Raw genomic sequence first — 26,216 nt, forward strand, 5'->3', positions numbered from 1 at the left:
CCATGATCATTACACCAAAAATCCGTGGTTTTATTTGTACCACTTCTCACCCTACGGGTTGTGCTCATAATGTTCGCGAACAGATCGAGTATGTTAAGAATAAAGGCCAGATAGAAAACGGCCCTAAACGTGTTTTGGTTGTCGGCTCTTCCAGCGGTTATGGGTTGTCTTCTCGTATTGAAGCCGCGTTTGGCTCTGGCGCTGCTACGATCGGTGTTTTTTTTGAAAAGCCGGCAACAGAGAAAAAAACAGGAACTGCAGGTTGGTACAACGCTGCGGCTTTTGAGCAACAAGCACGCGAAGCAGGCCTGTATTCGAAAAGCATCAATGGCGATGCGTTTTCTCATGATGCAAAACAAAAAGCTATCGAGCTGATCAAAGAAGATCTTGGTCAGATAGATTTGATTGTTTACTCACTCGCGTCACCCGTACGTAAAATGCCAGAAACAGGAGAGGTTGTCCGTTCTGTGCTTAAGCCAATTGGTGAGTCATATCGCTCTACAGCGATTGATACTAATAAAGATATTATTATCAATGCTGAGATCGAGCCGGCCAATGAGGAAGAAATTGCCAATACCGTTACTGTAATGGGCGGAGAAGATTGGGAGCTTTGGGTTCATGCCTTGAATGATGCTGGTGTATTAGCACAGGGTTGTAAAACAGTTGCTTATAGCTATATAGGGACTGAAATTACATGGCCTATCTATTGGGATGGTGCACTGGGTAAAGCTAAGCAAGATCTTGATCGCGCGGCGGGTGAGCTTAATACGTTACTATCGGCGAATGGTGGGCAAGCTAATGTTGGTGTGCTTAAATCTGTTGTTACTCAAGCAAGTTCTGCGATCCCAGTGATGCCCTTGTATCTGTCCATGGTATTTAAAATCATGAAAGAAAAAAGCATTCATGAAGGATGTATGGACCAAGTAGACCGCTTATTCCGTACGGGTTTATATGGCGATACCGGCTTAATTGACGATGCAAATCGTTTTCGTATGGATGATTGGGAATTACGTGATGATGTTCAGGATCACTGTAAAGAGCTATGGAAAACAATCACTACAGAAAACCTTTTCGATCTAACAGATTATGCTGCTTATAAAACTGAGTTCTTGAAACTTTTTGGTTTTACAGTTGAAACTGTTGATTATGATGCGGATGTAAATCCAATAGTCGATTTTGATGTTATTGATTTGTAATAGCTTTTAAAATTAAATAAAACCCTGCTTGATGCAGGGTTTTTTATTGCGCTTAACAAAATTTAGGTTATATTGTTTGGAAACAACTCAAAAGGAAAGGGTTAATTAAATGCTAAGGATAGTGTGTACCGTGATTTTTCCTATACTTATCGCCGGTTGCCAAACGACGTCAAATTTATCAACTCATACCTCTACTAGCGGTACTGAAATAACGTCACTTGATAATACCTCTTGGGTTGTTCAATCCGTTGCAGATCGCGGTCTGATGGAGTACCTCTCGTTAACACTTAACTTTAAGAGTAATAGCGAAGTTGAAGGCTTCTCTGGTTGTAATCAATTTAAAGGCCAGTATGAAATTATTAATTCACGACTTGAAATAGGGACATTGGCATCAACCCGAAAGTATTGCTCAAAAGTAATAATGTATCAGGAACAACTATTATTAAATGAGTTGTCTCAACCACTGGTTTTATCCCAGATGGATAATAGGGTTATTCAGTTAATTAATAATAAAAATGAAATAACCCGCTTGATGATGCAATAAATTCATCTGTATTTGTTTTATATCGCTAGGCTGGATGGTAGATTTCTGGGAGAATGACGGGTTAACCCAACAAGATTTATATTATTCCATGATAAGAACAGCCCCAGATCTTTTTTCGCATACACCTTATTGGGCCGAATGCTTCGGTTCAGCTCCTTTTTTTCCAACAACCCGTCAAGAAATGGAAACATTGGGGTGGGATAGCTGTGATGTTATTTTAATCACGGGTGATGCCTATGTTGACCATCCAAGCTTTGGTATGGCTGTTATGGGTCGTGTATTAGAAGCTCAAGGCTTTCGTGTCGGTATTATAGCGCAACCAGATTGGCGCTCGACTGATGCATTCAATGAGCTTGGTAAGCCTAATCTTTATTTTGGTGTTACTGCTGGAAATATGGATTCCATGATCAACCGTTATACGGCTGATCTACGCACGCGCCATGATGATGCTTATACTCCTAATGGTGATGAAGGTAAGCGTCCCGACCGGGCTGTTATTGTGTATTCGCAGCGTTGTCGTGAATTATATAAAGATGTTCCTCTTGTTATTGGTGGTATAGAAGCCAGCTTGCGACGTATTGCTCAGTACGACTACTGGAGCAATAAAGTTCGACGTTCGGTTCTAATAGACTCCGGCGCTGATATTCTTTTGTATGGTAATGCTGAGCGCGCAATTGTCGACTTGACGCATCGTTTGGCTAAAGGTGAAGCCGTACAAGATATCAACGATTTACGTGGTACTGTGGTTGTTCGAGAATTTTTACCTGCTGGTTATACTGAAGTTGATTCAACTCGTGTTGATTGGCCGGGTCATATTGATAAAATTACAAACCCTTATGAATATATTCCCGAGCCATCAAAATGTGCTTCGGATAAGGCCAAGAATGACCCGCAAGAAGTCATGCCATTGCGAATCATTCCTGAGCCACTAAAGGGCAAGCAAAGGCTTGATGGGAATAACACTTATATTCGTTTACCTTCACTAGAAAAGGTTGCCAAAGACCCTGTGCTGTACGCACATGCTTCTCGAATCTTGCATCTAGAATCCAATCCGCATAATGCAAAGGCGTTAGTGCAGCGTGATGGTAAACGTGAGATATGGGCTAACCCGCCGCCTATTCCATTAGAAACATCTGAAATGGACGCGGTGTTTGGTTTGCCGTACCAGCGTATCCCACATCCTAAGTATGGTGATCAAAAAATTCCTGCTTATGACATGATCCGTTTCTCAATCAACATCATGCGTGGTTGTTTTGGTGGTTGTACCTTTTGTTCGATTACCGAGCATGAAGGGCGTGTCATCCAGAGCCGCTCGCAAGAGTCTGTCATTAAAGAGATTGAAGATATTCGTGACAAGGTCCCAGGTTTTACTGGAATGATCTCTGACTTGGGTGGCCCTACATCCAACATGTATCACCTTAACTGTAATGATGCAGAAATCCAGGCATCTTGCCGTAAGTTGTCATGTGTTTATCCAGTAATATGTAAGAACCTCAAGACTGACCACAGTGAGACAACGCAGCTTTATAGAAAAGCTCGTGCTCTTGATGGTGTACACACTGTGGCTATCGCTTCTGGTCTACGTTATGACCTTGCTGTAGAAGATCCTGAGTACGTTAAAGAGCTAGTGACTCATCATGTTGGTGGTTACCTTAAAATTGCCCCGGAGCATAGCGAAGAGGGCACGCTATCTAAGATGATGAAGCCGGGTATGGGAACTTATGACCGGTTTAAGCAGATGTTTGAAAAATATTCTAAAGAAGCGGGTAAAAAACAGTATTTGATCCCATATTTCATTGCCGCACACCCAGGTTGTGAAGATGAAGATATGCTTAATCTTGCGTTGTGGCTCAAAGAGCATAAATTCCGTGTAGATCAGGTGCAGACTTTTTTATCCATCTCCCATGGCGTTAGCAACGGCTATGTACCATTCGGGCCGAAACCCACTGAAAAAAGTAAGCTATAAAAGTGAAAAGCTTTACATACCTCGTGAGTTAGAACAGCGTCGCTCGCAAAAATCTTTGCTGCGTTACCACGATGCTGATAACTGGCCGCGTTTGCGTGAAGTGTTAGAAAATATGGGCCGTGGCGATTTAATCGGTAATGCTGATTGGCAGCTCGTGCCGGCAGAAGAGAAGATACGTAATATACGTGCGGCAGCCGCTCAGAAAAATAGCCCTAAAGCTAAAAAAGTCGCTGCCGACGCGAAGTTGACACTTGCCAATCGACCTACGGCTGCTGCACGCAAAAAGGCAGCAGGTAAGTCAGCGAAAAAAGGAAAGCAGCAGCGTAGTGTAAAGCGCGGTTAAATTAAGTATTGCAGTACATATGAAGGAGGTTGTTGATTATATTAACAACCTCCTTTTTTAATGCTTAGCCTTTGTACATATCCTATTTACTTTTCGAACGCCTTGACTAAAGCATCAATAAATAACCTGACCTTTGCTGAAAGGTGTTTTCGATGTGGGTACAACGCATACACGCCTGTGCTTTCAGGTTCATGTTCCTTAAACAGCCTAACTAAGCATCCTGTCTCTATCTCTTTTTGCACCACAAATGAGGGAAGCAAGCTAATGCCTTGACCGCTGAGCAGTAACTCATTAACAGCGCGTGCACTATTAATATTGATTCTGCTATGAATAGGAATGGATATCGCCTGCTCTCCTCGACCAAAGACCCATCGGTCTTTATATTTATAATTACTATCGAAAATGCACTGATGCTGGGGCAGTGATTCTAACGTGAATGGTATATCCGTATTGGCTACATAATCGGGGCTTGCGCAGAGCATCATCTGCATGTCAGTCAGTTTTCTAACGACAAGTGATGAGTCCGGTAATGCACCAATACGTATGGCAAGATCAACACCTTCCTCTACTAAGTCGACAAACCGGTCTGCTAACTCTAACTTGACGGTGACATCAGGATGAAGGTGTGTGAACTCAGTGATAACCGGCATTAGGGTAAGTTCAGAGAACGACATAGGTGCATTGATACGTAGCGTGCCCTCCGGTTGGTTATGCTCTGAGCGAAGAGCAGATTCAATCTCATCAATTTCCTGTAGCACACTAATACAGCGTACATAATAGGCTTTTCCACTGTCCGTCACGCTCATGCGGCGAGTCGTTCGGTTGAGTAGACGTACTCCTAAAGATGACTCTAAGGCGCCTACATATTTACTGATGAGCGCCTTAGAAAGCTGCATTCTTATGGCAGCTTGGGTGAAGCTTTCGGCCTCTACTACGGCAACATAAGCACGCATGCAATTAAGTTTATCCATAACTGTCTTTATTTTGTTGATAATTATTCAATATTTTACATTATTGTTTATTTAATAACGATTATTAGATAATGCTGGCATCTTTTACGGAGGTGTTATGAAATGTTAATCGATGGGCAGTGGGCAGAAGACTTTCAGCCCGTTCAGAAAAAAGATGCTAAAGGTGGCTTTGTGCGCCAGCCCTCGCAATTTCGCAATTGGATAACCCCTACAGGTGATGCAGGCCCAACAGGAAGTGCTGGTTTTAAGGCTGAAACAGGCCGTTATCATTTGTATGTTGCTTATATCTGTCCGTGGGCAAGTCGCACGTTGATGGTGCGTAAACTTAAAAAATTGGAAGGTGTTGTTTCGGTTTCGATTTTAAACCCAAAACTAACCGATAAAGTATGGGCATTTAATGGTTACCCTGAAGCAGGTTCAGATCCTCTTTTTGCAGATGATTATCTGTATCAAACCTACCTGCGCGCTGATAAATATTACACGGGTCGTATTACCGTCCCGGTGTTATGGGATAAGCAGTTAAACACTATTGTGAGTAATGAGTCCTCTGAAATAATCCGTATGTTAAACAATGGATTTGGTGGTCTTGCTGATAACAGTATTAACCTCTATCCGTTGCTATTACGTGATGAGATTGAACAGGTAAACGAGCGCCTTTATCATAGTTTTAACAACGGTGTATATCGTGCGGGTTTTGCTACGAGCCAAGAAGCTTATGAGGAGGCATGTAAAGAAGTTTTCTCTTCGCTTGATTACATAGAGTCACGTTTAGCAACACAGCCATACATTGTCGAAAGTGTGCTGACAGAAGCTGATATAAGATTGTTCGTGACCTTAATTCGTTTTGATCTTGTATATCATGGGTTATTCAAAACTAATTTAAAGCAGATAAAAGATTACCCGTTTACCTATGCCTATATGCTGAAAGTGTATCGCTTACCAGGGATAGCAGAAACCGTAAATATTGATCATATAAAAGCGGGTTATTACTCAATAAAAGCGTTGAATCCAACAGGCATTGTGCCACTGGGTTTAGGTAATATCATTTAAGATTCATTAAGTAAGAGGAAAATATGAAGCAGCCTTCATTATTTTTAAGTCATGGTGCGCCTGATGTGTTGTTAAGTAATGACCCTGTACTGGATTTTTTTGCACAGCTAGGTGATGTTCAATCGATGCCTGCTGCTATTGTAATTATTTCTGCTCATTGGATTACAGAGCCTATTGAAGTAAGTGTTATCAATGAGTACCAAACTATTTATGATTTTTCTGGGTTTTCTAATGAACTCTACGATCTTAAATACCCCGCTAAAGGTGATATAAGGTTAGCTAATCAGATAATAGCGTTGCTCAATAGTAAAGGCATTAGTGCTGAGGAAAACACTACTCGAGGACTAGACCATGGTGCCTGGATTCCATTAAAAGCTGTTTATCCTAAAGCTGAGATACCTGTTGTTGCTGTGTCATTGCCGCAAACGCTTCAAGCATGTGCTGAGTTAGGAAATGCTTTACAAGAGTTACGCCAACAAAATGTTTTGATAATCGGCTCAGGTGGCAGCGTACATAATTTAACGGCTATTAATCGTTTAAACCATACGGATGAGTGGGCGTTATCGTTCTCGAATTGGTTGAGTGAAGTAGTAGCAACAGGTGATGTAAATCTGTTGTTAGATAGCGAAAAGTATCCAGATGAGTTCACGCCAGCCCATCCTAGTGTAGAACATTTGGCACCCTTGTTTGTGTCATTAGCGGCGGGAGGAGGTCAGGCAGGTAAGTTAATTTACGATGGTTATATGTACGGTAATATTGGTATGGCTTGCTACCAATTTGATTAATGCCGCTAGCTAAGAATTGATAATAGATCTATTACGATTGCTGGTAGGAGAAAGCTCTGATGGTTTTTCATTAAACTATCAGAGCTGATTTTTTACTGCTTATTTGGTTTGAGTGAGATTTCTCCCGCTTCTTTAACATGTATATCGGGTGTAAAGGTTCCAAGGTCCAATTTTGCATTCATCTCGTATGCTACTTGGTCTTGGTTTTTTTGCATTAATGATGCAAGAAGTCGCACGCTGTTAATTAGGTTTGCGGTAGCACTTAATGTGATGTCGCCGTCTGCGTATGCTGCAATCTTAGGCATTTTGTTTGAGACGCCGTTTAGTATCTGTTTCCCTTCTATATTGACCGTATAAGCAACGCCACGTAGTGGTAGAGCAATGCTGTTAGGATTAACGACATGTAGACTAATTTCAAATTTTGGAGCAATCCCTTCACTGGGTACAATTTTAACTGAATTAACAGTGACACTAGGGTCTTCAAAATCTAATGGTTTTAACGTTGCGCATCCTTGTAGCAACAGTAACATGATTGTTAAATAAAAAGTTGAATAGAGGGGGCGCATTTAAGCTCTCCGAACGTGAGATAAAAAATTATTCTATTTAGCGGAGATAGTACATTAGCTTAACCGCCTTTCTTAATCTATCGAGATTTAGCTTATGCTGTACTAATTAAACCTCTTGTCAGTACCTTTGCTTTTTGGCATTAAGTGTCGACATGCTGCGTTAAATAATAAGTTATAATGTAGAAAATTTTTGCGAAGAGAGCCAAGATGCAGTCTTGTTATGATGTCGTCATTGTCGGTGGTGGTATGGTGGGTGGTACACTCGCTTGTGCTTTGGGTAATACCTCACTGAAAGTTGCTGTAATCGAAAATCAACTTCCTGCTTCGTTTGAATCAGCACAAGAGCATGATCTACGTGTATCTGCATTAAGTATAGCCTCAGAAAATATTCTTAAATCAATTGGGAGTTGGCAAGGTATTCTCGATAGGCGTAGCTGTCCTTATCGTCGTATGAAGGTATGGGAAGCAAGCGAAGAACATGCCGCTACCTTGTTTGATTCACTTAATCTGCAGTATGACCATTTAGGTCATATCGTTGAAAATCGCATCATTCAATTAGCATTGATAGACCAGATGAAAGCGCTGGATAATATTGAACTAATAATGCCTGTAAAAACTAAGCGGATTGATTACTCGCCTGGTTCAAGTATTGTCGAGCTTGGCGATGGTCGTCAATTAGTTGCACGTTTGATCGTTGCGGCTGATGGTGGCGAGTCGCGTGTGCGGCAAACCGTAGGTATCGGTGTGCAAAAGTGGGATTACGAGCAGCAAGCGTTAGTCGCTTCAGTAACAACGGCATACCCACAACAAGATATCACCTGGCAGCAGTTTACCCCGACAGGGCCATTAGCATTTTTACCATTGAGCGGGCAAAAAGCATCGTTGGTTTGGTACAACACGCCAGCTGAAGTAAAGCGTTTAGCGGGCTGTTCTGATGAGCAATTCATGGAAGAGCTCGTTAATGAATTCCCTGACGCATTAGGCTCGATCGATAGCTTGCTTAGCCGAGGCAGCTTTCCTCTGCGCCGACAGCATGCGCAGCAGTATGTGAAAGAGGGCGTTGCGCTTGTAGGGGATGCGGCTCATATGATCCATCCGTTGGCAGGGCAAGGCGTTAACATTGGTTTGTTAGATGCGGCGGCGTTAGCTGAAGTACTTATTAATGCAGAAGCAGCAGGTGAGGAGATTTCTTCATTAGCGGTGTTATCAGTTTATGAAAAACATAGACGTCGCCATAACTTTGTCATGATGCAAGCAATGGATCTGTTTTACCGCGTGTTTAGTAATGACGTATTACCGCTAAAGCTATTAAGGAATGTAGGGCTTAGTGTTGCGGGTAAAGCGTTTCCGCTGAAGCGAAAAGTGATGGCCTTTGCTATGGGCTTGGAAGGAGACCTGCCTACGTTAGCAAAATAAGTAATTAGATTGTCAATTTTCAGATACAAAAAAGCCGCTTTAAAAAGCGGCTTTTTTCAACACTGTTTAGGAGACCCGTAAACCTCCTAAGTATGTTTAATTAAGATGCAGTAGCAGCTTTACGAGCAGTTTTAGCAGGTGCTTTAGCCGCAGGTGCAGCAGCTTCTGGAGTGAAAGCTTTAGCAGCTTCAGTCATTTGTTCTTGAGCTGTTTGCATAAACTTAGTCATTTCAGCCATCGCTGGAACTTCAGTCATTTTCTCTTGAGCAGTCTGGATGAATTTAGTTACATCAGCCATAGCTGGAACTTCAGACATGTCAGAAACGCCTTTTTCTACGATCTCTGTCAGCTGTTCTTTAGCAGCCGTCAAAGTAGCGATCTCTTGCTCAGCAACGTTGGTAAGCTTAGCTTCTAGATCTTTAAAGTACTTAACCTGAAGTTCGATAGCTGCTTTAGGCTCTTTAGTTTCGCTCAACGCTTTCATCTGAGCTACACCAGCGTTGAACAGATCAGTAACGTATGCTGTCTGAAGAGAGATCAATTTCTCAGCAGTAGACTTGTTGATTTCAGCCATATCAGTTACAGGCTTCATTTTGTTTTGAACGTCTTTCATCATATCTTCGTACATTTTTTAATCCTCGGTAAGCAGCATGTGTTCTTTTGTTGCGTTGCAACATTTAGTTAATATTAGTGATTCAATATTTATCTGTCAATCATTTTTGTGCGGTGCAATAAAATATATTGATGTTACGCATATAAAAGCTAATTAATTGTATTTTAGGTATTTATCAATAAGTCGCATGTTCATTAAAAGAAACAATCGTGCAATTTAAGCAACAGTTTCTCGTCTATTATTAAGAAAATATGTATATAGCAGGTGGGGTTTGGTTAAATCTAATACGCAAAGCCCACTTTTGTCGTTACAATTCCCTAATACATGGCACAATAGTGTGCTTCGTGCCTGTTACAGATTGATGAATATAAGGAAAGTGAATTTCTATGCCTGCAGAAAATGCTCATACCAGCTTTGAATTTATCCGTTCAGAAAAAATAGAATCGCTTAATGTCCATGTAGAGGAATACAGACATAAAGTGACGGGTGCTATGCACTTTCATATTGCAGCGGACCAAGATGAGAATGTATTTTTGGTTGCTTTCAGAACTGTGCCGATGGATTCAAAAGGTGTAGCGCACATACTTGAGCATACTGCGCTTTGTGGGAGTGAGCATTACCCAGTGCGGGACCCGTTCTTTATGATGACGCGTCGTTCTCTTAATACCTTTATGAACGCCTTCACCAGCTCCGACTGGACTGCTTACCCATTTGCCAGCCAAAACCGTAAAGACTTCTTTAACCTACTTGATGTCTATCTTGATGCTACTTTCTACTCTAGGCTTGATCCGTTAGATTTTGCACAAGAAGGGCATCGTGTGGAGTTTGAAGAGCCGAATAATCCAGAATCACCATTGGTATATAAAGGTGTTGTGCTTAATGAGATGAAAGGTGCGATGAGCTCACCTGTGTCTACCTTATGGCAAACAGCTACTAAGTATTTATTTCCAACCGTGACTTACCATTTTAACAGCGGTGGGGATCCAGACAGCATTACGGACCTTTCTTACGATGAGCTATTGGCTTTTTATCGTACTCATTATCATCCGAGTAATGCGGTCTTTATGACCTTTGGTAATATTCCAGCTAAAGAGCTACAAACACGCTTTGATGAGCAAGCTCTTAGTAATTTTGAAAAGTTGGATATCAATATTGAAGTGTCAGACGAAAAGCACATCTTCTCACCGGTTAAGGTAGAAGAGGCCTACGCGCTTGATGAAGACGATGTCTCAGGAAAAACTCATCACGTGATGTCATGGTTGCTTGGACAGTCAATTGACCTCAAAGAGCAGCTTAAGGCGCATTTGTTATCTCGTGTGCTGCTAGACAACAGTGCTTCTCCGTTGCGCTATGCATTAGAGTCCTCAGAGCTCGGTAGTGCACCTTCACCATTATGTGGCTTAGAAGACTCAAATCGCCAGATGTCATTCATGTGCGGTCTGGAAGGTAGTGAACCTGAAAGTGCGGCAGCATTTGAACAGCTTATTTTAGAGACCTTGCAACGTGTTGCAAAAGACGGTGTGCCGCAATCTATGGTTGAAGCACAGTTGCATCAGTTAGAACTTGGCCAGCGTGAAATCAGTGGTGATGGTTATCCTTATGGCTTGAGCCTGATCATGGCCTCTGTGTCGTCTGCTATTCATCGCGGTGATCCAATAGCGCTCTTGAATCTTGATCCTGTACTGGATGAACTACGAGAACTTATTAAGGACCCTGACTTTATTCCTTCAATGATTCGTGAGCTACTTTTAGATAACACTCACCGTGTACGTTTGACTTTACGCCCTGATAATAAAATGACAGAGCGTAAAGATATAGATGAAAAAGCCAAGCTTGCCGTTATCAAATCGGGCTTGTCACAAGAGCAAACACAGTTTGTAATTGACCAGGCGGCTGCACTTGAAGCACGTCAGATGCAACTCGATGATGAATCGATCTTGCCTAAAGTAACTTTGCAAGATGTGCCTACACAGATGCACGTGCCTATAAGTGAGCAAGAAACTTTAGCAGGCCAAACGTTTGACTGGTATGGCCAAGGCACAAATGGTTTGGTGTATCAGCAGGTGATCATTGATCTGCCTGAACTCAGCGATGATGAGTTACAAATCATGCCGTTATTTAGTCACTGCATGACTGAGCTTGGTTGTGCAGATAGAAGCTACCAAGAGAACCAGCAATATCATGTGCAAATTTCAGGTGGTGTAAGCGCGTATACCACAATGCGCGGTGCGACGGATGATGAGCAAAGCGTTAGCGGCTACTTTGTCGTATCCGGTAAGGCGTTACTGCATAATCAAGAAGCGCTCACCAATTTGCTGCATGAGACATTAAATGAAGCGCGTTTTGATGAAACGACTCGTCTACGAGAGATCGTTTCTCAACAACGTAGCCGCAAAGAGCAAAGCATTACAGGCCAAGGCCATAGCCTTGCAATTATGGCTGCTGCTGCGCAGTTAAGCCCAGTCGCACGCGTAGACCAAAAATCACGTGGGTTAGAAAGCATTCGCTTTGTTAAAGCGCTGGATAAGCAACTAGACGATCCAGCGGCACTTCAGGCGTTGTCTGCAAAACTGGTTGCGATGCATGAGAAAATCAAACAAGCGCCGCGTCGTTTCTTATTGATAGGTGAACCTGAGCAGAAAGAATCCCTAGCCGCTTCTATGAATCAGCAATGGGGGGCATCAAAAGGGGCTACTACTTCTAGCTTGGCTCTTAAGCCGACACGTGAAGTTGTCAAACAACTTTGGACCACCAGTACTCAGGTGAGCTTTTGTGCAAAAGCGTATCCTACCGTACCTGTTGATCATGAAGATTCAGCTGCGTTAACAATACTGGGTGATTTCTTACGAAATGGCTTCTTGCATCGCGCGATACGTGAACAAGGTGGTGCATATGGTTCGGGAGCAGGGCAAGACAGTGGCGAAGCAGTGTTTCGCTTCTTCTCTTATCGTGACCCGCGCTTAACAGAAACGCTGGATGATTTCGACGAGTCCGTCAGCTGGTTATTGGATAATGATCATGATGAAGCCAAGCTTGAAGAGGCTATTTTGGGCGTTGTGAGCTCTATTGATAAACCAGGCTCGCCAGCAGGTGAAGCTAAAGGGGCATACCACAGCTCACTCTTTGGGCGCACACCAGAGCATCGTAAAGCTTTTCGTCAGCGCATTCTGAATGTGAAAACTGATGACCTTAAACGTGTTGCTGCAAAATACCTTAAGTCAGAACTGGCCAGTATTGCTGCAGTGACCAGTGTAGAAAAAGCCAAAGGTCTGGAAGACCAGTTTGAAGTGATCGCACTGTAATCAATTGACTCAAGGAAGGCCGTTGGAGCACCCGCAAGGGTGCTCTTCTCGTTATGACTAACAATTTTACTGATAATGCCATTTACAAAGGTGCTTTATTGATTCTACTGTCTGAACTATTTTTGGTTTTTTCAGGGATGGTCATAAAACAAATTAGTGGCGAACTACCTACCGAAATAATCGTATTTATACGTAACCTATTTGGCTTAATGTTATTGATGCCTTGGTTGCTCAAAAATGGCACCAAAGCGATTCGCACAAACTTGCTACGTTTTCATTTTATGCGAGCAGCCGTTGGTGTCACCGCGATGAGCTGTTTGTATTATTCTTGGGGGCACTTACCCTTAGCTCAAGCAGCATTACTTAAACAAACCGCACCGTTTTTTATGCCCTTGATAGCGTTTTACTGGCTAGGTGAAAATATCAGTGGGCGTGCCAAGCTTGCAATACTGATTGGCTTTATTGGGGTTTATACTGTTCTTAATCCACACGAGGGTAGCTTGAATTTTGCTGTTATCATCGCGGTAGTTGGGGCTATGCTAGGCGCGTTAGCTAAAGTGACTATTCGCCGTATGGTGGGCACAGAAAGCCCGCAACGTATTGTGTTATATTTTGCTTTTTTCAGTGCGTTACTGTCAGCTATACCCGCGTTACTTGTCTGGGAAATGCCAACAGCGATACAATTTAGTTGGTTGCTACTGTTGGCCTCAACGTCCACGGTGGCACAACTCTTATTGAGCAAAGGCTATAGCTATGCACCTGCGGGGCAGTTGGGGCCATTTACCTATGGATCAGTCGCTTTTGCTGCAATATTTGGCTGGTGGATTTGGGCAGAAAGCCTAGGTTGGAATACTTGGGTTGGTATGGTGCTTATTACAATGGCAGGGCTAATGGCGATGCTAAAGAAAAGAGCACAAAAACATCCAAGATAAATGAAATTAGCAAAATATTCATATTCCTATGGGCCATCAATGAAGGTGGCACTATATTCAAGTCGTAAAAAATCCTCTTTGTATCCAGCGTGATATGCCTATCGTTAACCAATCGGTAAATAGTTTTTACCATTAGGTTAGAAAAATCTAAATTGTCGTGTCTTCCATGAAGACTTAATCTGACTAGGTGATTCTTAATGAGTGTCGAAATTTAAATGACAAGCATTCGGTATTCGTTAATGTTGCAGTTATTTTCTCAAGGAATCTGTTTGAATAACATCTTTGAGCTGAGAGGTGTTTAGTTGTTGATGCATACATGCGTGCCGGTATACCAGCCGTGAAATATTTATAAACGTTTAAGGTCAGCAACAATGAAAATTATTAATGAGTTATATATCAACGGTAAGTGGCAAACCCCAACAAGTGGCCAAACGCTCACGGTTATTAACCCTGCCACGGAAATACCTTGTGCAACCGTATCTTTGAGCAACAGTGTGGATGTCGAGTCAGCGGTCCTTGCTGCACGAGAGGCTTTCAAAGGTTGGTCAATGACTTCAGCCAAAGAACGTGCAGACTTAATGAATGCGGTTGCTAATGAGATGGGAAATCGTTATGACGATTTAGTTGATGCTCATGTAATGACAATGGGTTGCCCTAAAAATATCGCAGGTGTTTTTCATGTTGATTGCCCGATAGATGCGATGCGCTATTACGCAAAACTTGCACTACAAATGGAAGAGGTTGAAGAGAAGGGATCTGTATTGATTTTAAAAGAACCGGTAGGTGTGTGTGCTTTTATCAATCCATGGAATTATCCACTGCATCAGTTGATCGGTAAAGTAGCGCCAGCATTGGCGGCGGGCTGTACGATTGTGACGAAACCGGCGGAACAGACCCCGCTTGCCGATTTAATTATGGCGGAAATTTTTCATAAAGTAGGATTGCCTGCGGGCGTATTTAATCTAGTGTTCGGCCATGGGCGTGATATAGGGCCTATCCTGTCGGGCCATCCTGAAGTCGATATGGTGTCCTTTACCGGCTCTACATTGGCGGGCATTGAAGTGGCCAAGACCGCGGCTCCTACGGTTAAACGTGTTTGTCAGGAGCTGGGAGGGAAATCTGCTTATATCATCACCGAAGATGCTGATATTGCTGCAGCGGTTCGTTATGGTGTGGAAGATGTTATGGGTAATACCGGCCAGACATGTAATGCATTAACACGCATGTTGGTACCCAGTAGTTGTTATCAGCAAGTGGCTGATTTGGCTACGCAGGTTTTACAAGAACAAGTAGTCGGTGACCCTCTGGACGAGATAACGACAATGGGGCCAATGTCGTCAAAGCGTCAAAAAGAAACAGTACTTAAGTATATCAATCAAGGTATAGCTGAGGGGGCCCAGTTGTTAGCAGGTGGCATAGAGATGCCTGACAAAGTGCAGCAAGGCTACTATGTTAAACCGACTATTTTCTCAGGTGTGACACCTAATATGTCTATCGCACGAGAAGAAATCTTTGGACCCGTGCTGTGTATTCTTACCTACGATTGTATTGAAGAGGCAATCGAGATTGCTAACGATAGTGAATATGGCCTGTCATCGGCTGTTTTTGCTAAAGACAAAGCCAGTGCGTTGAGTATTGCTCGTCACCTTCGGGCGGGACAATGTTATCTGCAGGGCAGCTATTTCTCAATTGATGCCCCCTTTGGAGGTTATAAAAAGTCAGGTAATGGCCGTGAATGGGGCGCTGAAGGGATGTCTGAGTATATAGAAACGAAGGCGGTGATTTGCGGGTAGCGCGTATGATTACCATGAATTAACAACGATAGCCCACATATATGCTGTTCTTTACATATAACAAAATAACAATAAGGGAGTGCCTCTGGATGTCTGATATTGTATTGCTAGAAACTGGCTTAGAACTGCCTGTTAAAGGAGAAATAGCGTACTTTAACTACTTCTGGTTACGAGACAGCTGTCCGACTTCGTGGGATAGCAGTACTCAGGAACGTACTTTTGATATTCTCGAAGAGCCGGATGACCTATGCCCTTCAGCGGTTAAGTTAAATGATGATGTGCTAGAAATTGTTTGGAGTGATGGTCACCAGAGCTGCTACGAGCTTAATTGGCTTAGGCGTTGGTTCAAAGGAGAAAATCATGGCGACTTGGCTATTCGTACTCGTAAACCTTGGTATAGCGACCACTATTCAGACATGGCGCGTTTTACCTATGAAGATGTTGTGACTAATCCTGCCAGTGTCGCGAATTGGGCGCAAGCGATGCTTGATGAAGGGGTTGCTCTTATTCAAGGAATGCCGGATTTAGACGAAGGGCTACAAACTCTGTGCGAACTGTTCGGTACCGTGCGCCCATCTTTTTCAGGTTATGTATTTGACGTGAAATCAAAAGCGAATCCTGAAAATCTTGCGTACACTAGTAAAGCGTTAGAACTGCATACAGATCTCCCAGCAGAAGAACTTGCTCCAGGTATTCAGTTTTTACACTGCCGGGTTAATGATGCAGAAGGTGGGAATAGCCTCTTTGTTGATGCGACAGCCGTTGCTAATGTATTAAAAGAGAATTACCCAAGTTACTTTAGGATACTCACTGAGTATGAAGTGCCTTACCGTTACACCACCGGTTGTCAGGACGTACGCACTAAGCAGAGGATCATCGAACTGGATCCTAATAATGGGGAAGTTAGCGGTATTAATTATAGCCAGCACCTCGCGGATGTATTTGACTTCCCACAGCGTGAAATGGATTCCTTTTATCCTGCATTTAGAAAATTCGGGAAAATGCTGCAAGACCCACAGTACCTGATGAATTTTCGCCTTAACGCTGGGGAATGCATTGTTTTTGATAATCACCGTATTGCTCACGGCCGAGCCGCTTTTATTGAAGGCAGTGGTGAAAGGCATTTGCGCGGTTGTTATGTGGACCGTGGTGAGCTTCGCAGCACCTACCGTGTCTTGCGTGCTAGGTATCCTAAGATGGAAGAGATACCATCGACCCAAGCTTACTAAGGGAGAAGTACAGTGCAAACTGAACAAGAACTACGGGTCGATCTAGCGGCTGCTTTTAGGCTGATTTATGAAGAGGGTATGCATGAATCGGTTGCCAACCATCTAAGTGCAGCGGTCTCCCCGGACGGTAAGCAGTTTATTATGAATCGTCGCTGGATGCACTTTGCTAATGCTACAGCGAGTAGCCTGCAGCTACTCAATAGCGAAGACGACAGTATTATGCAGAGCGCTGAGGCGCCAGACTCTTCTGCATGGAGTATTCATGGCAATGTGCATAGATCTTTGCCCGAAGCGCGTGTCATCCTGCACGTACATTCTACTTATGCTACGGTCCTATCGACCTTGAAAGATCCTCGAATATTACCGATCGATAATAATACAGCACGATTCTACGAGCGCATTGCCTATGACACTGACTTTGGCGGCATTGCCAACAGTGATGAGGAAGGTAAGCGCATCATGGATACTTTTGCTGGTAAAGCAGCATTGATGATGGGTAACCACGGAATAACTGTTTTAGGTGAGTCGGTCGCTGAAGCCTTTGAGGATCTGTATTATTTAGAAAAAGCGTGTAAAACGATGGTATTGGCTTATTCAACGGGCCAGCCACTTAATGTTCTTCCTCATGAGTTAGCTCGGGAAACAGCAGAAAGTTGGGATGAGTTTCGTGGCCAGTCTTTAGCTCACTTTGAGCAACTAAAAGGGATGCTCGATCGAAAAGATAATTCCTATCGGGAATAGAGAGGGTGTTAATACTCTATGCTGATCTATGCTGATCTATGCTGATCTATGCTGATCTATGCTGATCTATGCTGATCTATGAGATATATTTGGCGATGCCAGTTGTTGGAGTCGAAGTCTAACTTTTGGCTGCCTCCCTCGACAACCAGTCTATAAAGGTAATTACACGCTCATCGTTGCAGATATCTTTGCGGCAAACTACGCCCCACTCACCTAGCCCATCAACCATATAATCGATGGGTTGTATTAAGCGACCAGACTTTAGATCATCATCAGCAGAGACACCATTTACAAGTGCAATTCCTTCTCCCCTTAATGCCATTTCAAGGGCAATAGCAAGGGTATCGACAATAATCGAATTGGTAATTTCGTTTGGGCTAGCATTAGTAGCGCTAAACCAGTCATCCCAGCTCCAACCCTCGGTATAAACCATTATCAAAGGAAAGTTTAGAAGGTCTTTTGGCTGAAGCTTGCTTTCCTTTTTCTCGATTAAAGACGGACTACAAACAGGGAATAGTTTTGAGTCGAACAGCTTGGTCCAATGAAGGTGCGGCTGTACGGGCTTATCCCGATAGATCAAACCAATATCCGCATCCGCTTCGTCAAATTCCCAGCCGGCACTGCACGTCATGAGATGCAGCTTAATGTTTGGATGTTCTGCTCTGAACTGTGATAGTCGAGGTGCTAACCAGCGAATAGATGTGGTCACGTAGACTTGAATGCGTAGCGGCTGGGACGTTGTTGCTCGTCGAACGGCTTCAGTACCATTGATTAGCTTTTCGAGTGCTTCACGTACATAGGGATAAAAGAGTTTGCCTTCTGTTGTCAGGATTACGTTACGCCCATCGCGAGCAAAAAGTTTGGTGCCCAGGTTGTCTTCCAGTGATTGAATCTGGTGAGTGATGGCAGGGTGAGTCAGGTTCAATTCCTCGGCAGCTCCGCGAACACTTTGTAACCTGGCGGCAGTCTCGAAGCCTTTTAAAGCTTTTAGCGGTGGGAGCTTACGCAAATTGATAGCATCTGACATAGTTACAAGGCTCTTAACAAGAAATTAGGGACAGTCTAATAATGGGCTTAACGCTACTACCGCTGCCTAAAAAATGAAATAAAAAGTTGAAGCATTTTTTTTACCAATAATTAAAAAATGTTCAATTGTTACTAATACAAACTCCGAATACGCTTAATTGAAGGTCGATAATATAATGAAAATTACCGGCCAGAATTGAAAGTTTTGGTTTTAATGTCACGTAGTAACACTGCGTTGACTAGCCGTGACTCATCAATTATTCACAGTAAGTATGATGAGGTTTTTTTATGAAAGTTGGATTTATCGGTTTAGGTAATGTTGGTGGAAAGCTCGCAGGAAGCTTGCTACGTAATGGATACGATTTGACAGTCTTAGATCTTAATCTTGAAGTTGCTCAGCCCTTTATCGACAAGGGAGCATTCTGGGTCGACACACCTAAGGCGATGGCAGAAGCGGTAGATTTAATCTTTACATGTTTGCCGTCCCCTGCTGCTTGTTCGCAAGTAATGGAAGCGGATGATGGTGTGATTGCCGGGCTCACAACGGGGAAGATTTGGTTGGAAATGAGCACTACTGACGAATCTGAGGTTCGCCGTTTGGCAGAGTTAGTTGAAGCAACAGGTGCATCTGCAATGGAAACACCTGTTTCTGGTGGTTGTCATCGTGCTGCTACCGGTAATATTTCTATTTTCGCCGGAGGTGATCGCGAAGCGTTCGTAAAGGTTTTGCCATTACTGACGACATTAGGGCGTCGAGTTCTACACACAGGCCCGATTGGTTCAGCCTCCGTTCTAAAAGTGCTAACCAACTACCTGGCCACGACCAATCTGTGCGCTCTGGCTGAGGCTCTTACAGTTGCAAAGAAAGCAGGTATGGACCTCAATACAACTTATGAGGCGATTCGTATCTCTTCGGGTAACTCATTTGTACACGAAACAGAATCCCAAGTAATTCTTAATGGCAGCCGCGATATTAGCTTCACCATGGACCTGGTGGTTAAGGATGTTGGCTTATTTGATGCGCTGGGTAAGCGCCTTGATGTACCACTGGAAATATCCTCCCTAGTGTTGGATATCTTTAAGGATGGTCAGAAGCGTTACGGGGCACGTGAATTGTCTCCTAATATCATCAAGCGATTAGAGGAAGCCTGCGACATTCGAGTGTTAGCGCCTGGGTTTCCTGCTGAAATGGTAGATGATGAACCGGAAGAGTCAGGTGCTGAAATCATTGCCAAAGGTTTATGCGCTTAACCGAAAGGTTTTAGATGCATCATTTGTTATTTTCTGAAGGCTGGCCATCTCAAAAAAGATGGTCTGTCGAGGTTATTTAAAATAAACACAGAGGTTACTCTATGCGCTTTTTAAAGCGCTCTGTTAGATCGAACATATCTTCCAGCTCACGCATACGCTCGGAGGTTTGCGTCCAGAGTTTTTCTTCTAACGCGACCACAATCGCTTCTGCAAAAAACAAAGTAACGACACCAGAGTCCCAACCAGATTTACCTTCAATACGGATGGGTAGCGTGTGAATAGCATCGCTGGCAATAGGTGAGAGCCATTGATCGGTAAAGAGGATTATCTTCGCGCCACGTGCGTTAGCTAAGCGGCTAATGGTGATTAGGTCTTGCTCATAACGGCGTACGTCAAACACGATAAGAACATCGTTCGGTTTTATTTTCAGCAAATGATGTGGCCACAGAGCAACAGCTTCAGGAAAGATGTAAACATTTTCACGTATGACTTCTAAATGCGTATTCATATAACGCGCAAAGGCACTGGTGATACGACCTCCCACGATATGCAATGCTTTATCCTGCTCTGCTAGCAAATCAATAATGGCATCAAACTGCTCATGGCTAACTTGGTTTAGGCTGTGCCGTAAATTAGTAGTGACTGTGTCCGCTACTCTATTGAGTACATGGCTTTCTGGTGCATCTGCTGCCCATTGGTCATGTTTAGTAATGGGGTCAGACAGCGTTTGCTGTAATTCGTCTTTTAACTCTTTTTGAAAAGTCGTAAAACTTGAATAGCCAATTTTCTTGAGCGTGCGCATTACGGTAGGGGTGGATACTCCGCAATTTTCTGAGAGTTCAGTAATAGACACCATGCCGGCCATCGGGTAATTGGCCAGTAGATGATTAACAATTTTTATTTCTGCTGGGCTGAACTTATTTAACTGGGAACGGATAAGTTCAGCAATGGTATGGCTGTTATCTTGCTTCGTTAATATGTCGATCATAAGTGTACGCCCAGTTATCAATAATCCTGTAATAGGTTTGTAATGTACATCACATAAAAAAATTGACAAGTAAAAAATGTAATGTATAAATGTTTACATCGGTTGTTTCAGTGTTGAACTCAACGTTGAGTTGTAATCCAGCAAGCTTTCGAAACGAAAGATTAGAAAACATCGTGAAGTTCGCAATACAAAAAAAATAATCTCATGTTGCAGAGGACTGAAAATGAATAAGAATAAACGCGATTTTATGAAGAAAGCCGTTGTCGGTGGAGCAGCTGCTGCGACACTGGGTGCAACTGCACCTTATGTTCATGCTAAAAAAGCTCCGATTAAATGGCGTTTACAAACGTACGCAGGTGCAGCGCTAGGCGCTCATGTTATCAAGCCTGCAGTAGATGCGTTTAACCTTGCTGCTAATGGCGAAATGGAAATTGAGCTTTACTATGCAGATCAACTAGTGCCAACTCCTGAGCTATTTCGTGCTCTTCAAAAGGGAACAATCGACGCGGTACAGAGTGATGATGACTCGATGGGCGCGCCCGTAGATATCTCGGTATTTGGTGGCTACTTCCCTTTTGCAACCCGTTATAGCCTTGATGTTCCTGTACTATTTGAGCAATACGGCTTAAAAGAGATCTGGGAAGAAGCATATGATGAAGTCGGTGTTAAATGGTTGAGTGCAGGGGCATGGGACCCATGCCATTTTGCAACAAAAGAGCCAATTAATAGCCTTGCTGACCTTAAAGGTAAGCGTGTCTTTACTTTTCCTACAGCGGGTCGTTTTCTCAATCGCTTTGGTGTTATCCCGGTAACGTTACCGTGGGAAGATATCGAAGTCGCACTGCAAACAGGTGAGCTAGATGGCATTGCTTGGTCAGGTATCACTGAGGATTACACCGTAGGTTGGGCTGATGCAACCAATTACTTTCTGACGAACAATATTTCAGGTGCCTGGAGTGGTTCTTTCTTTGCGAATAATGATTCTTGGAATGAATTACCTGAGCATTTAAAAGAGCTATGGAAACTATGTATGGATAGTTCTCATTATTACCGCCAGCACTGGTATTGGGGTGGTGAAGCTAAACTACGTACCGAAGGCACTAAAATGAAGCTCACCACTATTCCAGATGCAGAGTGGGAAACGGTTGAAGCCGAAGCGCATAAGTTCTGGGATGAAATCGCCGAGACAAGCCCACGTACTAAGAAGGTTGTTGAGATCTTCAAGAAATATAACGACGTCATGAATAAAGCGGGACGTCCGTACCGCTATAGTTAAATCTTCTGTGTTTTTGTCTTAGATCCTCTTTTGCCGTCCGGTAAAAGAGGGCTTCTCAGTTCTATCCTAGGTACGTAATTGTGTATAACGCGATTCAAGCCTATGTACGATTTATCTATAAGTTTAATCGTACAGTGGGCATATTTGCCATGTACTTGGTACTAGTGTTGATGGGGATTTTGTTGTTCTCATCTATATCCAAAGGCATGGGATCACCGCAAATATGGGTGATCGAAATGGCGCAGTTTACTATGGCTGCTTACTATCTTTTGGGCGGCGGTTACTCCATGCAGATGGATGCTCACGTTCGCATGGATGTTTTTTATGGTAGCTGGTCTGCTAAAAGACAAGCGATTACAGATGCGTTCACCGTTCTATGTTTATTGACTTATTTGGGCATGCTGTTGTTTGGCGCATTATCCAGCACAATCTACGCCGTTGAGTATGGACAGAAAAATTATTCCTCATGGGCACCGCCACTGGCGCCTGTAAAAATTATTATGACAGTGGGAATCTCTTTGATGTTACTGCAGGTGCTGGCAACCTTTGCTCAGAATGTAGCTGATGCCATAGGTAAGCCTTTTGATGTTGAACAGCATCCAGAGGAAACATCTGTATGAGTTATGAAATGATTGCTTTGCTGATGTTTTCGTCATTAATGCTAATGCTGTTAACCGGTCAGCGAGTGTTTGGTGCTGTAGGTTTTGTCGCTGTTGTTGCTTCACTGGCATTATGGGGGGACGGTGGTTCAGAAATGGCATTTAATGCCACGATGAAATTGATGAACTGGTATCCGCTGCTGACCTTGCCACTATTTGTATTTATGGGGTATATGCTTTCAGAGTCCGGGGTGGCCGGAGACCTGTATAGAATGTTGCATGTCTGGATGGGCTCTCTGAAAGGAGGCTTAGGTATAGGCACGATAGTATTGATGGTCGCTATCTCGGCGATGAATGGCTTGAGTGTTGCTGGTATGGCCATAGGAACCAGTATCGCGTTGCCAGAGATGCTCAAACGCGGTTATGACAAGCGCATGGTCACGGGTGTTATCCAAGCAGGTAGCTCGCTGGGTATTCTAGTACCGCCGAGTATAGTACTTGTGCTGTATGGCATGATTGCCAGACAGCCGGTTAGCCAGCTGTGGTTGGCAGGAGCGATTCCTGGCTTGATCCTAGCAGTGATGTTTATTGGATACATCGTTATTCGTTGTCATCTACAACCAGAGCTTGGGCCTCCCTTACCTCAGGCCGAGCGTGATCAGATCACACGTAAAGAAAAGTATATGTTGCTTGGTGCCGGTGTTTTGCCTCTATTTGTTATCTTTTCAGTCATTGGGTTGTTCTTAATGGGCTATACCAGCCTAGTTGAATGCTCTGCTGTTGGTTCGTCAGTGGCTATGTTGGCTGCTTTGCTAAAGGGGCGTCTTAACTTTTTATTGATTCATACGACACTACGTAAAACCCTAGGGGTAAGCTGTATGTTTATGTGGATCATTATGGCTGCATTGTGTTTTGGCGCAGTATTTGATGGTTTGGGTGCCGTAAAAGCAATTGAAGCATTATTCCTTGAAGAGTGGGGTTTGAGTCCGTGGCAAGTACTGGTGATGATGCAGCTATCGTACATCATTATGGGAATGTTTCTGGATGATACAGCAATGCTGGTTATTGTAGCTCCGCTGTATATCCCGTTAATCATTGCGTTGGAATTCAACCCTATTTGGTACGGTGTACTCTATACAGTGACATGCCAAATTGCCTATATGACGCCACCCTTTGGTTACAATTTATTCCTCATGCGAGCGATGGCACCAAAGGAAGTCGGGCTAGTGGATATTTATAAATCCATCACGCCATTTGTTGCCATCATGGTATTTGCACTGATGTTGTTTATGGCTTTCCCGCAAATAACATTGTGGTTACCTGAGTTAGTTTTCGGTACGAAATAAGGATGTTCAAAATAATCGTAGGAGTATGACTACTGTGATGATGCAAGGTTTAGAACAGTCGTCGGTAGAGTTAGTTAATCCTTTGGGAGAATCAGATGTACTGCTGGTGTGCGAGCACGCCAGCCATTACATCCCAGATAGTTTCACCAATTTAGGAATAAGCCAAGCCGAACGGCTCAGTCATATAGGGTGGGATATTGGCGCTGCGGACATGGCGAGAGCGTTAAGCAGCATGCTGGATGCGAGCTTGGTGTTGCAGCGTTATTCGCGCTTACTTTATGACTGTAATCGTCCTCCTAGTGAAGCGAGCGCCATACCGCCGCTAAGTGAAGTCACCGAGATTCCGGGTAATAAGGCCCTAACAGCAGAACAGCGCAATTACCGGGTAGAACGTATCTATGAGCCGTTTCATCAAGAAATTGCAACGCAAATTGCAACACGAAAGACAGCAGGGCGAGCAACGATACTGGTAACTATTCATAGTTTTACTCCCGTATTTATGGGGGTAAATAGAGCTGTGCAGCTAGGTGTCATTTGCCACGAAAACAATACGTTTGCAAACTCGTTTTACCGAGGAGCCCGCAAGCTGAGTCACTTTGATATTCGCATGAATGAGCCTTATGGGCCATCAGACCCAGTATTACATATGGTGACTCGTCACGGTGATGAGCAGCAAATACCTAATGTCATGCTAGAAGTGCGTAACGACTTGATTGTTGATGATGCAGGGCAGCAAGAGTGCGCCACATTAGTGGCCGAGACGTTAAATAGCCTTACCTAGCTGATAACGTTTACAACTTAACAAGAATTTAGCCGATTTAAAGAGGAAACCTGATGAACGCTATGCTGACGCTGGAAGAATTAAAACAAGAATTTGCGACAGGAAGCATCGATACGGTATTGGCCTGTATGGTTGATATGCAGGGACGCTTGATGGGAAAGCGTTTTCATGCTGATTACTTTATCAATCATGCAGTCGAAGAAACACACTCCTGTAATTACTTACTGGCAACAGATCTAGAGATGGAAACTGTAGACGGTTACAAGTCTACAAGTTGGGAAGCCGGTTATGGTGATTATGTAATGAAGCCAGACATGAGCACACTTCGTCGCGTACCGTGGTTAGAAGGCACCGCATTAGTATTATGCGATGTGTTAGATCATCATCACAACCCAATACCTCACTCGCCACGCGCTATATTGCGCAAGCAAATCGAGCGACTAAGTGCGATGGGTATCCAGCCTATGATGGCGACCGAGCTAGAGTTCTTTCTGTTTGATCAGAGTTACACTCAGGCGTGTGAATCTGGCTATCGTGATATGAAGCTAGCAAGTGCTTACAACGAGGATTACCACATCTTTCAAACCACCAAGGAAGAGGGTGTGATCCGAGCCATGCGTAATGGCATATACGGTGCTGGAATTGCCGTGGAATGCTCTAAAGGTGAGGCCTCTGCTGGGCAAGAAGAGATCAACATAAAATACGATAAAGCACTTACTACAGCAGACCAACATTCCATTGTTAAAAATGCGTGCAAAGAGATCGCTTGGGAACACGGTAAAGCCATTACCTTTATGGCTAAGTGGCACAACGAAGCTGCTGGTAGTTCTTCGCATGTGCATCAGTCTATGTGGAGCCTCGACGGAAAACCGTTGTTTTTAGATGAAAGCCGCCCTCATGGTATGTCTGAACTGATGAGTCACTATCTAGCAGGTTTACTTGCACATGCAGATGATGTGACTTATCTGTTAGCGCCGTATATAAACTCATATAAGCGTTTCCAAGAAGGTACGTTTGCCCCGACAAAAGCCGTGTGGAGTTTGGATAACCGTACGGCTGGTTTTAGGCTTTGTGGTGAAGGTACAAAAGCGATTCGTATTGAGTGTCGCATTGGCGGCGCTGATTTAAATCCGTATCTTGCACTGGCGGGGCAGCTGGCATCAGGCATAGCAGGCATTGAACAAAAGCTAGCATTAGAGCCTGAGTTTGTCGGTGATGCTTACGCAGGTGAAAATGCCAGACAGGTACCAAATACGCTTAGGGCTGCTACAGAAAAAATGGATGCTTCAACCATGCTACGTGAAGCCTTTGGTGATGATGTTGTCGATCATTATGTACATGCCGCACGCTGGGAACAGAAAGAGCATGACAAGCGCGTAACCGATTGGGAAGTAGCACGTGGTTTTGAGCGTGCTTAGTAATACCTGCAATAACAACGATGCTTAAAAACAGCAATGCCCGAATAAAAGTGCTGAATACAGAGCACAAAAACATGAGACAAA

21 protein-coding genes and 1 pseudogene are annotated in these 26,216 nt (G+C 43.6%); 17 read left to right on the top strand and 5 right to left on the bottom strand.

Annotation, left to right across the window (positions count from 1 at the left end; translation table 11 throughout):
• Positions 1 to 2 precede the first annotated feature (2 nt).
• The 3 genes and pseudogenes from fabV to NEJAP_RS09290 all read left to right on the top strand — a co-directional run bounded on the left by fabV (position 3) and on the right by NEJAP_RS09290 (position 4,049).
• The gene (gene fabV, locus NEJAP_RS09280) at positions 3 to 1,196 is read left to right on the top strand and encodes an enoyl-ACP reductase FabV (RefSeq protein WP_201350340.1); all 1,194 of its coding nucleotides are present in this window, start codon (positions 3 to 5) and stop codon (positions 1,194 to 1,196) included.
• Positions 1,197 to 1,326: 130 nt separating this feature from the next.
• The gene (locus NEJAP_RS09285; protein ID WP_201350341.1) at positions 1,327 to 1,740 is read left to right on the top strand and encodes an META domain-containing protein; all 414 of its coding nucleotides are present in this window, start codon (positions 1,327 to 1,329) and stop codon (positions 1,738 to 1,740) included.
• A gap of 88 nt (positions 1,741 to 1,828) precedes the next feature.
• Positions 1,829 to 4,049 (top strand): annotated as a pseudogene (locus NEJAP_RS09290) (YgiQ family radical SAM protein).
• An 86-nt stretch (positions 4,050 to 4,135) separates the two neighbouring features.
• On the opposite strand, the gene NEJAP_RS09295 reads toward NEJAP_RS09290, so the two are convergent.
• Positions 4,136 to 5,020 (bottom strand): LysR family transcriptional regulator, encoded by an 885-nt coding sequence (locus NEJAP_RS09295; protein WP_201350342.1) that lies wholly within the window; start codon positions 5,018 to 5,020, stop codon positions 4,136 to 4,138.
• Between the two features lie 102 nt (positions 5,021 to 5,122).
• Between NEJAP_RS09295 and NEJAP_RS09300 the strand changes: the two genes are divergently transcribed.
• Both NEJAP_RS09300 and NEJAP_RS09305 read left to right on the top strand, forming a co-directional pair.
• Entirely contained in the window at positions 5,123 to 6,070 is a 948-nt protein-coding gene (locus NEJAP_RS09300) for a glutathione S-transferase family protein (RefSeq protein WP_201350343.1), read from the top strand.
• Positions 6,071 to 6,093: 23 nt separating this feature from the next.
• Positions 6,094 to 6,855: a DODA-type extradiol aromatic ring-opening family dioxygenase gene (locus NEJAP_RS09305; protein WP_201350344.1), complete on the top strand. Its 762-nt coding sequence runs from the start codon at positions 6,094 to 6,096 to the stop codon at positions 6,853 to 6,855.
• Between the two features lie 92 nt (positions 6,856 to 6,947).
• Here NEJAP_RS09305 and NEJAP_RS09310 read toward each other — a convergent pair whose 3' ends face one another.
• The gene (locus NEJAP_RS09310) at positions 6,948 to 7,421 is read right to left on the bottom strand and encodes an LEA type 2 family protein (RefSeq protein ID WP_201350345.1); all 474 of its coding nucleotides are present in this window, start codon (positions 7,419 to 7,421) and stop codon (positions 6,948 to 6,950) included.
• A gap of 207 nt (positions 7,422 to 7,628) precedes the next feature.
• Between NEJAP_RS09310 and NEJAP_RS09315 the strand changes: the two genes are divergently transcribed.
• Positions 7,629 to 8,837, top strand: coding sequence for an FAD-dependent monooxygenase (locus NEJAP_RS09315; RefSeq protein WP_201350346.1), 1,209 nt, complete (start codon positions 7,629 to 7,631; stop codon positions 8,835 to 8,837).
• Between the two features lie 100 nt (positions 8,838 to 8,937).
• Here the strand turns inward: NEJAP_RS09315 and NEJAP_RS09320 are convergent, their stop codons facing one another.
• On the bottom strand, positions 8,938 to 9,465 hold the full coding sequence (locus NEJAP_RS09320) for a phasin family protein (protein WP_201350347.1): 528 nt from the start codon (positions 9,463 to 9,465) through the stop codon (positions 8,938 to 8,940).
• A gap of 371 nt (positions 9,466 to 9,836) precedes the next feature.
• Here NEJAP_RS09320 and NEJAP_RS09325 point away from each other — a divergent pair, with 371 nt between their 5' ends.
• The 5 genes from NEJAP_RS09325 to NEJAP_RS09345 all read left to right on the top strand — a co-directional run bounded on the left by NEJAP_RS09325 (position 9,837) and on the right by NEJAP_RS09345 (position 17,447).
• Positions 9,837 to 12,752 carry an insulinase family protein gene (locus NEJAP_RS09325; RefSeq protein ID WP_201350348.1) on the top strand — a complete coding sequence of 972 codons (2,916 nt, stop codon included), beginning with the start codon at positions 9,837 to 9,839 and terminating at the stop codon, positions 12,750 to 12,752.
• Between the two features lie 53 nt (positions 12,753 to 12,805).
• Positions 12,806 to 13,684: a DMT family transporter gene (locus NEJAP_RS09330; protein WP_201350349.1), complete on the top strand. Its 879-nt coding sequence runs from the start codon at positions 12,806 to 12,808 to the stop codon at positions 13,682 to 13,684.
• A 371-nt stretch (positions 13,685 to 14,055) separates the two neighbouring features.
• Positions 14,056 to 15,477 carry an aldehyde dehydrogenase family protein gene (locus NEJAP_RS09335; RefSeq protein WP_201350350.1) on the top strand — a complete coding sequence of 474 codons (1,422 nt, stop codon included), beginning with the start codon at positions 14,056 to 14,058 and terminating at the stop codon, positions 15,475 to 15,477.
• An 89-nt stretch (positions 15,478 to 15,566) separates the two neighbouring features.
• Entirely contained in the window at positions 15,567 to 16,706 is a 1,140-nt protein-coding gene (locus tag NEJAP_RS09340; protein WP_201350351.1) for a TauD/TfdA family dioxygenase, read from the top strand.
• Between the two features lie 12 nt (positions 16,707 to 16,718).
• Positions 16,719 to 17,447, top strand: a complete 729-nt coding sequence (locus NEJAP_RS09345) for a class II aldolase/adducin family protein (protein WP_201350352.1) — start codon at positions 16,719 to 16,721, stop codon at positions 17,445 to 17,447.
• A gap of 118 nt (positions 17,448 to 17,565) precedes the next feature.
• Here the strand turns inward: NEJAP_RS09345 and NEJAP_RS09350 are convergent, their stop codons facing one another.
• A complete protein-coding gene (locus NEJAP_RS09350) occupies positions 17,566 to 18,474 on the bottom strand; it encodes a LysR substrate-binding domain-containing protein (RefSeq protein ID WP_201350353.1) in 909 nt (302 codons plus the stop codon).
• 287 nt (positions 18,475 to 18,761) lie between these two features.
• Here NEJAP_RS09350 and NEJAP_RS09355 point away from each other — a divergent pair, with 287 nt between their 5' ends.
• A complete protein-coding gene (locus NEJAP_RS09355) occupies positions 18,762 to 19,724 on the top strand; it encodes an NAD(P)-dependent oxidoreductase (RefSeq protein ID WP_201350354.1) in 963 nt (320 codons plus the stop codon).
• Positions 19,725 to 19,818: 94 nt separating this feature from the next.
• Here NEJAP_RS09355 and NEJAP_RS09360 read toward each other — a convergent pair whose 3' ends face one another.
• Positions 19,819 to 20,712, bottom strand: coding sequence for a MurR/RpiR family transcriptional regulator (locus NEJAP_RS09360; protein ID WP_201350355.1), 894 nt, complete (start codon positions 20,710 to 20,712; stop codon positions 19,819 to 19,821).
• Between the two features lie 223 nt (positions 20,713 to 20,935).
• Here NEJAP_RS09360 and NEJAP_RS09365 point away from each other — a divergent pair, with 223 nt between their 5' ends.
• From NEJAP_RS09365 to NEJAP_RS09385, 5 genes are all read left to right on the top strand, one after another.
• Positions 20,936 to 21,988: a TRAP transporter substrate-binding protein gene (locus NEJAP_RS09365; RefSeq protein ID WP_201350356.1), complete on the top strand. Its 1,053-nt coding sequence runs from the start codon at positions 20,936 to 20,938 to the stop codon at positions 21,986 to 21,988.
• 80 nt (positions 21,989 to 22,068) lie between these two features.
• A complete protein-coding gene (locus tag NEJAP_RS09370; protein WP_201350357.1) occupies positions 22,069 to 22,608 on the top strand; it encodes a TRAP transporter small permease subunit in 540 nt (179 codons plus the stop codon).
• A complete protein-coding gene (locus NEJAP_RS09375; RefSeq protein WP_201350358.1) occupies positions 22,605 to 23,933 on the top strand; it encodes a TRAP transporter large permease in 1,329 nt (442 codons plus the stop codon). The genes NEJAP_RS09370 and NEJAP_RS09375 overlap by 4 nt, the downstream gene beginning before the upstream one ends.
• A 37-nt stretch (positions 23,934 to 23,970) precedes the next feature.
• Entirely contained in the window at positions 23,971 to 24,714 is a 744-nt protein-coding gene (locus NEJAP_RS09380) for an N-formylglutamate amidohydrolase (RefSeq protein WP_236591137.1), read from the top strand.
• A 53-nt stretch (positions 24,715 to 24,767) separates the two neighbouring features.
• Entirely contained in the window at positions 24,768 to 26,132 is a 1,365-nt protein-coding gene (locus NEJAP_RS09385; protein WP_201350359.1) for a glutamine synthetase family protein, read from the top strand.
• Positions 26,133 to 26,216: the final 84 nt, after the last annotated feature.

Source organism: Neptunomonas japonica JAMM 1380 (assembly GCF_016592555.1).
Taxonomy (GTDB): domain Bacteria; phylum Pseudomonadota; class Gammaproteobacteria; order Pseudomonadales; family Balneatricaceae; genus Neptunomonas; species Neptunomonas japonica_A.

Bases quoted from the DNA above. Each gene is read 5' to 3' on its own strand.
- fabV (WP_201350340.1), top strand. From the start codon at position 3: ATGATCATTACACCAAAAATCCGTGGTTTTATTTGTACCACTTCTCAC.
- NEJAP_RS09320 (WP_201350347.1), bottom strand. From the start codon at position 9,465: ATGTACGAAGATATGATGAAAGACGTTCAAAACAAAATGAAGCCTGTA.
- NEJAP_RS09295 (WP_201350342.1), bottom strand. From the start codon at position 5,020: ATGGATAAACTTAATTGCATGCGTGCTTATGTTGCCGTAGTAGAGGCC.
- NEJAP_RS09385 (WP_201350359.1), top strand. From the start codon at position 24,768: ATGAACGCTATGCTGACGCTGGAAGAATTAAAACAAGAATTTGCGACA.
- NEJAP_RS09315 (WP_201350346.1), top strand. From the start codon at position 7,629: ATGCAGTCTTGTTATGATGTCGTCATTGTCGGTGGTGGTATGGTGGGT.
- NEJAP_RS09365 (WP_201350356.1), top strand. From the start codon at position 20,936: ATGAATAAGAATAAACGCGATTTTATGAAGAAAGCCGTTGTCGGTGGA.
- NEJAP_RS09325 (WP_201350348.1), top strand. From the start codon at position 9,837: ATGCCTGCAGAAAATGCTCATACCAGCTTTGAATTTATCCGTTCAGAA.
- NEJAP_RS09310 (WP_201350345.1), bottom strand. From the start codon at position 7,421: ATGCGCCCCCTCTATTCAACTTTTTATTTAACAATCATGTTACTGTTG.
- NEJAP_RS09375 (WP_201350358.1), top strand. From the start codon at position 22,605: ATGAGTTATGAAATGATTGCTTTGCTGATGTTTTCGTCATTAATGCTA.
- NEJAP_RS09355 (WP_201350354.1), top strand. From the start codon at position 18,762: ATGAAAGTTGGATTTATCGGTTTAGGTAATGTTGGTGGAAAGCTCGCA.
- NEJAP_RS09360 (WP_201350355.1), bottom strand. From the start codon at position 20,712: ATGATCGACATATTAACGAAGCAAGATAACAGCCATACCATTGCTGAA.
- NEJAP_RS09380 (WP_236591137.1), top strand. From the start codon at position 23,971: ATGATGCAAGGTTTAGAACAGTCGTCGGTAGAGTTAGTTAATCCTTTG.
- NEJAP_RS09330 (WP_201350349.1), top strand. From the start codon at position 12,806: ATGACTAACAATTTTACTGATAATGCCATTTACAAAGGTGCTTTATTG.
- NEJAP_RS09300 (WP_201350343.1), top strand. From the start codon at position 5,123: ATGTTAATCGATGGGCAGTGGGCAGAAGACTTTCAGCCCGTTCAGAAA.
- NEJAP_RS09305 (WP_201350344.1), top strand. From the start codon at position 6,094: ATGAAGCAGCCTTCATTATTTTTAAGTCATGGTGCGCCTGATGTGTTG.
- NEJAP_RS09335 (WP_201350350.1), top strand. From the start codon at position 14,056: ATGAAAATTATTAATGAGTTATATATCAACGGTAAGTGGCAAACCCCA.
- NEJAP_RS09350 (WP_201350353.1), bottom strand. From the start codon at position 18,474: ATGTCAGATGCTATCAATTTGCGTAAGCTCCCACCGCTAAAAGCTTTA.
- NEJAP_RS09340 (WP_201350351.1), top strand. From the start codon at position 15,567: ATGTCTGATATTGTATTGCTAGAAACTGGCTTAGAACTGCCTGTTAAA.